Here is a 7,764-nt window from a genome sequence, read left to right as displayed (position 1 = left end):
CTCTCCTCCGCACCCCCCTTGCCGCCCGCTTCTGCTTCTTCGCGGTCAGCTCGTGCATGGCGTCGAGCTGCATCTGCTGCATTTCGGCCAGGCGCTGCCATTGGCGCGAGATCAGATAGTCGAGCTTTTCGTGCAGGTGCCGTACTTCCAGCTCGGCCTTGAGGTTCACCCGGTAGTCGTTGAAGGAGCGCAGCCGGTCTTTGGCTTCCTGCCGCTTCTGGCTCATCATGATCACCGGCGCCTGGATGGCGGCGATGCAGGAGAGCATCAGGTTGAGCAGGATGAACGGGTAGGGGTCGAAGGCGCTCGTCGCGCCCTCGGCGAGGTTGAGGCCGATCCAGATCAAAAGCACGGCCGCGAACGAGATCAGGAACCACCAGCTGCCGCCGAACTCGGCCATGGTGTCGGAGACGCGGTCGGCAAACGAGCGGTGCTCCTCGAATTCCTCTTCCGAGTTTTCCGAGATCGTGTCCTGTCTCGCGATCGATTCCACCACCTGGCGGTCGAGCTCGGAGAATTCGCCGTGCTCCTGCTGCAGCAATTCCTCCATATAGCGCATGCGGTAGCGGGCGAGCTCGGCGCGGCTGACGCGGGCGCCGCGCGGCAGGTCCGGATGGTCGGCGCGGATGCGGTCGGCGAGGCTGGGCCGCAGATCGTCGATGCGCACCAGGTCGCGCTTGCGGAACTTCCGGCCGCTGATCGCCGAGGGTTTTTTCTTGGGCTTGGCCCTGGTCGCGCCGGGCGGGGTGGGCTCCGAATCCGGAACCTCCGGCGCTTCGAGGACCTCGTCGGCCGCCTCATGCGCGTCTTCCGGCACGGTGGCCGCCTCGAGATATTCGCCGCCGCTTTCGTTCTCGTCGTCTGCTTGCTTCTGCGCGGATGCCTTGGGATCGCCGGCCATGCTCAGTGCTCCTGTCTTCGGCTTTCGGGTACGATACGCCAAGCCGGCGCGGCATATCCATGGCGACTGTGAAGGTCATGTGACGGAACAAGTTCTTGTGATGGGCTGGATGTCTCACGGCTGGCCCGCTGGCAATCGCATAGGCCAGCGCAGGCCCCCGCTCCGTCTCGGCGCTGCGCGCCGATCCACCTCTCCCCCATTTCATGGGGGCGAGGAAACGCTAACCGCCGAGGGCGCGACCTTTGCAAACTTGGGTTCCTCGCCCCCGCGAGAGCGGGGAGAGGTGGCTCGGCGAAGCCGAGACGGAGCGGGGGAGCGCCATCCGCGATTGTCCGCCGCTTCTGGGGACAGGCCCGGAGAGAGGAATTGAGCTGCGCCCGGATGCGTTTGCGGCAAGCCCCGCTGGAGCAATCGTCTCCGGCGGCTGGCCTTGATCCGGATCAAGCCGCCCTCTGTGGTTGGCCTGCTAGCAAAACTATATCGGGGTGACCGGTCAGGCGCCCGCCACTTGGGGCGCGCGCATCGCCCCGCAAGAAGAGGGATCCATGTACAAGCACATTCTCATCGCCACCGACGGTTCGGAGCTCGCCGGCAAGGGCGTCGCCCATGGCCTGGAGCTCGCCAAGGGCCTCGGCGCCACTGTGACCTTCATCACCGTCTCCGAGCCGTTCCCGACGCTTGCCTGGGGCGGCGCCATGGCCGGCTATGTCGCCGGCGACGAGCTCACCTACTATGAGGAAAGCGCGCGCAAATATGCCCGCGAGGTGCTGGAGAAGTGCAGGGCCGACGCTGACGCGCTCGGCGTACGCACGAAGGTGTTGCATATCGAAAACAGGGCGCCGGCCGAAGCGATCCTCGACACGGCGCGTGCGGAAGCCTGCGACCTCATCGTCATGGCCTCGCACGGCCGCCGCGGCCTCGGCCGGCTGGTGCTCGGCAGCCAGACCGCGGAGGTGGTGTCGCTGACGGAGATCCCGGTTTTGGTGGTGCGGTAGGGCACGTCGATATTCAGCCGCCCCGCGAATGGCGGCTTCCTGCGCTCCGGCCGGCACAAGGCGAGATAGGTAGCGTTCCTTCACACCCCCCTCTGTCCTGCCGGACATCTCCCCCGCAAGGGGGGAGATCAGATGTCACGCCAGCTTTCGCCAATCACCAAAGTGCGAATTGAGTGCGCCGGCCTCACGTCTGCCAATCTCCCCCCTTGCGGGGGAGATGTCCGGCAGGACAGAGGGGGGTGCTGTCCCGCCGGCGTCTCAGATTTTCTCCACCGCCGCGACGCTCTATTGCGCCGGCAGCAGTGGCGAACTGGGCGAGGCCAGATCCGGCGACGGCAAATCGGACGCCGCCAAACCCGGCAGCGACGAACTTGGCGCCGTCGTGCCGGGCGCCGGCACACCCGGAAGCGGCGAGGCCGGCTGCTGCCCGGCATACATCAGCCTGGTCTGCGCATCGGCGACAGTCGGCGCGAGACTCCGCTGGATCAGAGCCTCGACATGGTCGTTGCGCTGGCGCGCGCTCTGGGCGCCCATCACCACCACGATCAGGTGCCTGCCGTCGGCATTGTAGGAGGTGACGATGTTGTAGCCGGAGGCGCGGATATAGCCGGTCTTGATGCCGTCGACGCCGCGCACCCGTCCCAGCATGTCGTTGTGGCCGCGCACCAGCCGGCCGCGGAACATGAAGTCGCTCTCGGAGAAATAGTGGAAATGCTGCGGGAAGCGGTGCTCGAGCGCGATGCCCAGCACCGCCATGTCGCGCGCTGAGGTCACCTGGCCGTCGTCGGGCAGGCCGCAGGCGTTGCGGAAACTGGTGCTCGCCATGCCGAGCTGGCGCGCCTTGGCGGTCATCATGGCGGCGAACTGGTCCTCGCTGCCGCCACCCAGATATTCGCCGACAGCCACCGCCACGTCGTTGGCCGACTTCACCACCATGGCGCGGATGGCGGAATCGACGTCGATCGTCTCGCCGCGCCGGAAGCGCAGCTTCGTCGGCGGCTGCGAGGCGGCGTGGTCGGAGACCGGAATCTGCGTCTCCTTGCTCACGCGGCCGCTCTCCAGCGCCTCGAACAGCATGTAGAGCGTCATCATCTTGGTCAGCGAGGCGGGGTAGCGCTGCGCCGTCGAGTTCACCTCGAACAGTGTCTTGCCGGTCGAGGCGTCGACCACGATCGCCGCATATTTCTGCGGCTGAGCCGGGACGGCAAGCACGCTTTCCGGCGGCGCCGCGGTGGTGCAGCCGGCAACCAGCAGCAAAAACGCAAAAGCGACGAGTAATTTATGGAGGAGAAGCAAGGGACTGGACAAGACTGTTCTAAAACTGTTGCTGAGATGCGAGGACGCTAACGTAACGCATGTGCCGCGTCCAACTGGTTAATGGCGATAACAAGGCATTTGCCCAGGTTTTAAAGGCTTGCGCCGACGCCGACGCTGCCAATCTCCCCGGCAAGGGGGGAAATCGGATGCTGCTTAGGCTTTCGCCAATCGGCAACGTTGCAGCGGATGGGGCCGTCCGCACCGGCTCAGCCCCCGCTTTGCCATCCCGACCCCCTTGCCGCTATGATGCACGCGGCTTGGATTTCGGGGGGAATGGCATGTCGGAAATCGCCACGGGTACGACCTCGCTCATGCGGGCATCGCTCAGCCGCACCGGCAAATGGGCGGGCAGCGTCGCTTTCCTCAGCGGCGCGGTGTCCGACGTGCTCAACCCGCTCGGGCCTTTTGCCGCCTATATCGCGCTCGTCGCAGCCGTCGCGGCGGCGATCATCGCCATCGCCATGGTGCTGCGCCTGGTGCTGGCGGCCAAGGCCATGCCGGCGCTGATCTTCGCAACAAGCGCCGCCGCGATCGCCGGCGGCGTCTATGGCGTCCAGCAGGAGACCAATTCGCAGAACGGCGTCATCGCCGCCCTGGTGCCGGCGGTGGCTGAGCTGCAGCAGTCGCTGGGCATCGTCTCCGAGAAGGTGGCGAAGATCGAGAAGACGGTCACTGAGACGCAGAAGACCGTCGAAGCGGTCAAGAAATCCACCGACACGGTGGCGCAGACGACCGACCAGATTGCCGAGACGCAGAAGCAGCAGACCGCGCAGGGCGCCGAGACGCAGAAGACGGTCGAGGCGGTGAAGCAGACGACCGACACACTGGCTGCCGGCCAGAAACAGCAGCAGGCCCAGGCCGAAAAGCTGCAGGCGACGACCGAGCAGATCGCCGCCTCCATCGACACGATCGCCAAGGGCTTTGCCCAGCTCGCCGCGCAGGGCGGCGCGATCGCCGATCCCAAGCGTCCCGACGAGTTCTATCACAATGCCCGCGTCTATGAGCTGGCGGGCGATATGCTGAATGCCCGGCGCGCCTATCTCGCCTTTGCCGGCTTCGATGTCGACGCCATCGACCCCTATACGCGTTTTGCCACGCTGCTCAGGGTTCAGGACGGCAAGGCCGGTGCCCGCGAAGTATTCGGCCAGCTCGCCGAAAAGGCCAAGGCGCCGTCGATCAAGCTCGTCCATCTCCTGCAGTTCGACGATGCCCAGCGGCTCGACAAGCTCAACGCCTTTATCGCCGCCAACCCTGACTATGCGCCGGCTTACTTCCTCGAGGCGCAGGAGTTCTCCGAGGATCGTCTCGGCAGCCAGACGCTCGCCGACAAGCGCAGCGAAGCCCAGGCACTGACCAGATTCGTCTCCTACGAGAAGGACGGTGGCCTGCTCAAATATTTCGTCGACCAGAGGGAGTTGGCCGACTGGCTGGACCGCAGCCGCACCCGGCTGGCCGCGCTCGGCGACGTGCTCGACCCGTCGCGCTTCGTGCCGACGCTGACGCCGACGCGCTCCAACGCCGGCTGGTCGATGACGATCTCGCTCCCCGAACCGGCGACGGCGATTTCCTGGCGGCTCGGCGACTCTGGCCCGTTCACCGATACCGGCCTGATGGCGATGAACGACCAGCGCACCGGCAAGCCGATGCCGAACCCGAGCTTCGAGCTGCCCGACAGCACCGCGGCCACCACTATCGGCATCAAATATCTCGACATCAGGGGCCGCGAGACCGGCCCGTTCGACATCCGCTTCGATCCGGATTCGGCCCTGCAGCAGGGCAACAAGCAGATCCTCGACCAGTTCTGGACTTCGTGGATCGCCTTCGACGCCAGCGGCAACCACGGCCTGGTCTATTTCACGCAGATGCTGTCCTTCCGCTGCGCCATCAAGGAGGTGCGTTACAGCCTGAACGGCACCGCGCTCGACAAGGAAATCAAGATGCCGCCCTGCGACGCCAAGGACCCTTATGCGATTCCCGCCGACTACCAGCCCTATTTCAAGGTCAAGGACGACGTGAAATCGATGGCGGTGCAGGTGACTTACACCGACGGCACGAAGTCGCCGGTGCGGGAGTATAAGCGGTAGTAGCGGAGCGCCCACCCTCCCCCTTGTGGGGGTGAGCGGCCGGTTCGCAAAGCGAATTCGTCGTGCCGGTGGCACGACGAAAGGCCAGCGAACGCTGGGACGCTGCGGAGCAGCGGGGACCCGGCAGATCCGCGCAGCGGATCGGGGTGGGGGTCGAAAAAGATTCTTTTGGTTGGACCCCCACCCCGTCGAGCGATCTCCGCGTTGCTCCGACCGCTCGCCGACCCTCCCCACAAGGGGGAGGGGTGGGCGCTGATGCAAAATGCCTGTCGCGCCGCTTGCGCAGCCCGCGCCAGGTAGGCTTTTCTGCTGCACAAAGATTCGCGGGATTGAGCGATGGATACGGTCACGATCGGCGCAAAGGGCATCTCCGTCACCCTCGATCTCGCCGTCGGCCACATCGCCGCCATGGAGGTCGAGGCCGACGGCCGCCGGCTGAAGCCGCTGCACCGCGCGCCCTGGGTCGGCTCGCCGCGCGAGAGCCTGCCGGAAAACCTCCCCGAAGGCACGGTCCGCCTCTCCGGCGATTTCCTCTGCGCGCCGTTTTCCACCAGCGATGTCGAGGCAGCGCCCCTGCATGGCTGGACGGCCAACAGTGAATGGGATGTCGTCGAGAACAGCGCCGTTGCCGGCGGCTGGCGCGCCGTCTTCCGGCTGCGCCGCAAGGTCATGGGCGCCGCCGTCGACAAGATCTTTATCCTGCGCGACAGCCATCCTTTCCTCTATCAGGAGCACGTCTTTTCCGGGGGGGCCGACGCCATTTCCGTCGCCCACCACCCGATGACCGCGATGCAGGACGGTGGGCGTCTGGCCTTCTCGCCAAAATGCCTGGCGGTCACGCCGGCGACTCCGCTGGAGCCCGATCCGGCGCGCGGCCGCTTCCGTTTCGCCTATCCCGCCCGCGCCACCGATCTGGCCCATTTCCCGATCGCAGCCGGCGGTACCACCGATCTCGGCGATTACCGCATGGAAGACCGGCGCGAGGATTTCATCACCCTGGTCGAGGCCGATCACGGCGGGCCGGGCTGGACGGCGCTGGCGCGGCGGGCCGAGCAGGATCTGGTGCTGGTGCTGAAGAACCCGGCGGAGCTGCCGGTCACCATGCTGTGGTTCAGCAATGGCGGGCGCGACTACGCGCCCTGGAGCGGCCGCCATGTCGGCGTGCTCGGCATCGAGGACGGCCGCGCCGCGGTCGGCCATGCCGCCTCGCTCGGCGACAACTGGCTGAAGCACGAAGGCGTGGCGACCGCCTTCGCCCTTACGGAAGGGCGCAGCGTCTCCTTCCGCCATGTCATCGGCGCCATGCCTCTGTCCGGCGGCGAGCCGCCGCGCGACATTGCGGCCGCGCAAGGACGGCTGCGCATCCTCGGCGCCGACGGCACGACGAGGGACATACCCTTCGACAGCGATTTCCTGCGGCTTGGCCGGTCCGTTCCGGCTTGAGCATTCGGCGTTAATTTCCCGAGGGTGGAGCCGCATTCCGCGACGAAACGGAAGGCGTGAAGTGCGCGCAGGTCCATAAGGCATCGTGTTATACGATGCCAGATATCGCAATGCATCGCTTGTTACGAGGAAAGGTGAACGGTAGGTTCCTGTCATGCCAGCGGAACCACGTCATAAGATCGCGACCACATCCTCGCTCGATATCGCCTTTGAAGAGCACGGCCCTCCAGACGGCATGCCCGTCATCCTGCTTCACGGCTGGCCCGACGACGTCCGGACGTGGGACCAGATTGTTCCCGGTCTTGCGGAAGCGGGCTATCGCGTTCTCGTGCCATGGCTGCGCGGCTTCGGGCCGACGCGGTTTCGCGATCCCGACGCCATGCGGTCCGGTCAGCTTTCGGCCTTGGGCCGGGACGTGCTCGACTTCGCCGACGTGCTCGGGATCGAGCGCTTCGCCATGGTGGGACACGACTGGGGCGCGCGGGCGGCCTATATCGCCGCCTGCCTCGCGCCGGACCGCGTTATGGCCTGCACCGCTCTGTCGGTCGGCTGGGGAACCAACGACCCCGACCAGCCTCTATCCTTCGGCCAGGCGCAGAATTACTGGTATCACTGGCTGATGGCGCTGCCGCGCGGCGAACGACTGGTCCGGGAAGACCGGAAGGCATTCACGCGCTACATCTGGTCGATCTGGACCGGCGGCGGGGCGATCTCCGACGAAGCGTTCGCGATTACCGCCTCCGCGTTCGACAATCCCGACTGGGCCGATGTCGTGCTGCATTCCTATCGGGTGCGCTGGGGGCTCGCCGAGCCCGACCCGTCATGCGCGGCTCTGGAAGCGCGGCTGCGGGGCGATCCGGCGATCCGTGTTCCGACGCTCGTGCTTCACGGCGAAGCCGATCCATGCAACGCGCCCGCCACGTCCGAAGGCAGGGAGGCGCTGTTCGACAACGGCTACCGGCGGCATGTACTTCCGGGCATCGGGCATTTCCCCCAGCGGGAAGCATCCGATGCCGTCCTGCGT

The 7,764-nt window shown here is 66.2% G+C and carries 6 protein-coding genes; 4 read left to right on the top strand and 2 right to left on the bottom strand.

All coding sequences use genetic code 11. From position 1 onward, the window contains the following. A partial coding sequence (locus tag EOA38_RS21610) for a DUF1003 domain-containing protein (RefSeq protein ID WP_145966024.1) occupies positions 1-901 on the bottom strand: 901 nt, incomplete at its 3' end. A gap of 545 nt (positions 902-1,446) precedes the next feature. Between EOA38_RS21610 and EOA38_RS21605 the strand changes: the two genes are divergently transcribed. Further along, positions 1,447-1,896 carry a universal stress protein gene (locus tag EOA38_RS21605; RefSeq protein WP_127300190.1) on the top strand — a complete coding sequence of 150 codons (450 nt, stop codon included), beginning with the start codon at positions 1,447-1,449 and terminating at the stop codon, positions 1,894-1,896. A gap of 285 nt (positions 1,897-2,181) precedes the next feature. Here the strand turns inward: EOA38_RS21605 and EOA38_RS21595 are convergent, their stop codons facing one another. Beyond that, a complete protein-coding gene (locus tag EOA38_RS21595; protein WP_127300189.1) occupies positions 2,182-3,204 on the bottom strand; it encodes a D-alanyl-D-alanine carboxypeptidase family protein in 1,023 nt (340 codons plus the stop codon). Between the two features lie 287 nt (positions 3,205-3,491). Here EOA38_RS21595 and EOA38_RS21590 point away from each other — a divergent pair, with 287 nt between their 5' ends. The 3 genes from EOA38_RS21590 to EOA38_RS21580 form a co-directional block, all read left to right on the top strand. Continuing rightward, the gene (locus EOA38_RS21590) at positions 3,492-5,297 is read left to right on the top strand and encodes a methyl-accepting chemotaxis protein (protein ID WP_127300188.1); all 1,806 of its coding nucleotides are present in this window, start codon (positions 3,492-3,494) and stop codon (positions 5,295-5,297) included. A 336-nt stretch (positions 5,298-5,633) separates the two neighbouring features. Continuing rightward, positions 5,634-6,740, top strand: a complete 1,107-nt coding sequence (locus EOA38_RS21585; protein ID WP_127300187.1) for a hypothetical protein — start codon at positions 5,634-5,636, stop codon at positions 6,738-6,740. Positions 6,741-6,894: 154 nt separating this feature from the next. Further along, on the top strand, positions 6,895-7,764 hold an 870-nt coding region (locus EOA38_RS21580; protein WP_145966023.1), incomplete at its 3' end, for an alpha/beta hydrolase.

The organism is Mesorhizobium sp. M1E.F.Ca.ET.041.01.1.1 (assembly GCF_003997355.1).
In the GTDB taxonomy this organism is placed as follows: Bacteria; Pseudomonadota; Alphaproteobacteria; order Rhizobiales; family Rhizobiaceae; genus Mesorhizobium.
The sequence above is the reverse complement of the archived record's forward strand: the minus strand, read 5'-3'. Positions and strand labels throughout refer to the sequence as shown.

Bases quoted from the DNA above. Each gene is read 5' to 3' on its own strand.
- EOA38_RS21605 (WP_127300190.1), top strand. From the start codon at position 1,447: ATGTACAAGCACATTCTCATCGCCACCGACGGTTCGGAGCTCGCCGGC.
- EOA38_RS21590 (WP_127300188.1), top strand. From the start codon at position 3,492: ATGTCGGAAATCGCCACGGGTACGACCTCGCTCATGCGGGCATCGCTC.
- EOA38_RS21585 (WP_127300187.1), top strand. From the start codon at position 5,634: ATGGATACGGTCACGATCGGCGCAAAGGGCATCTCCGTCACCCTCGAT.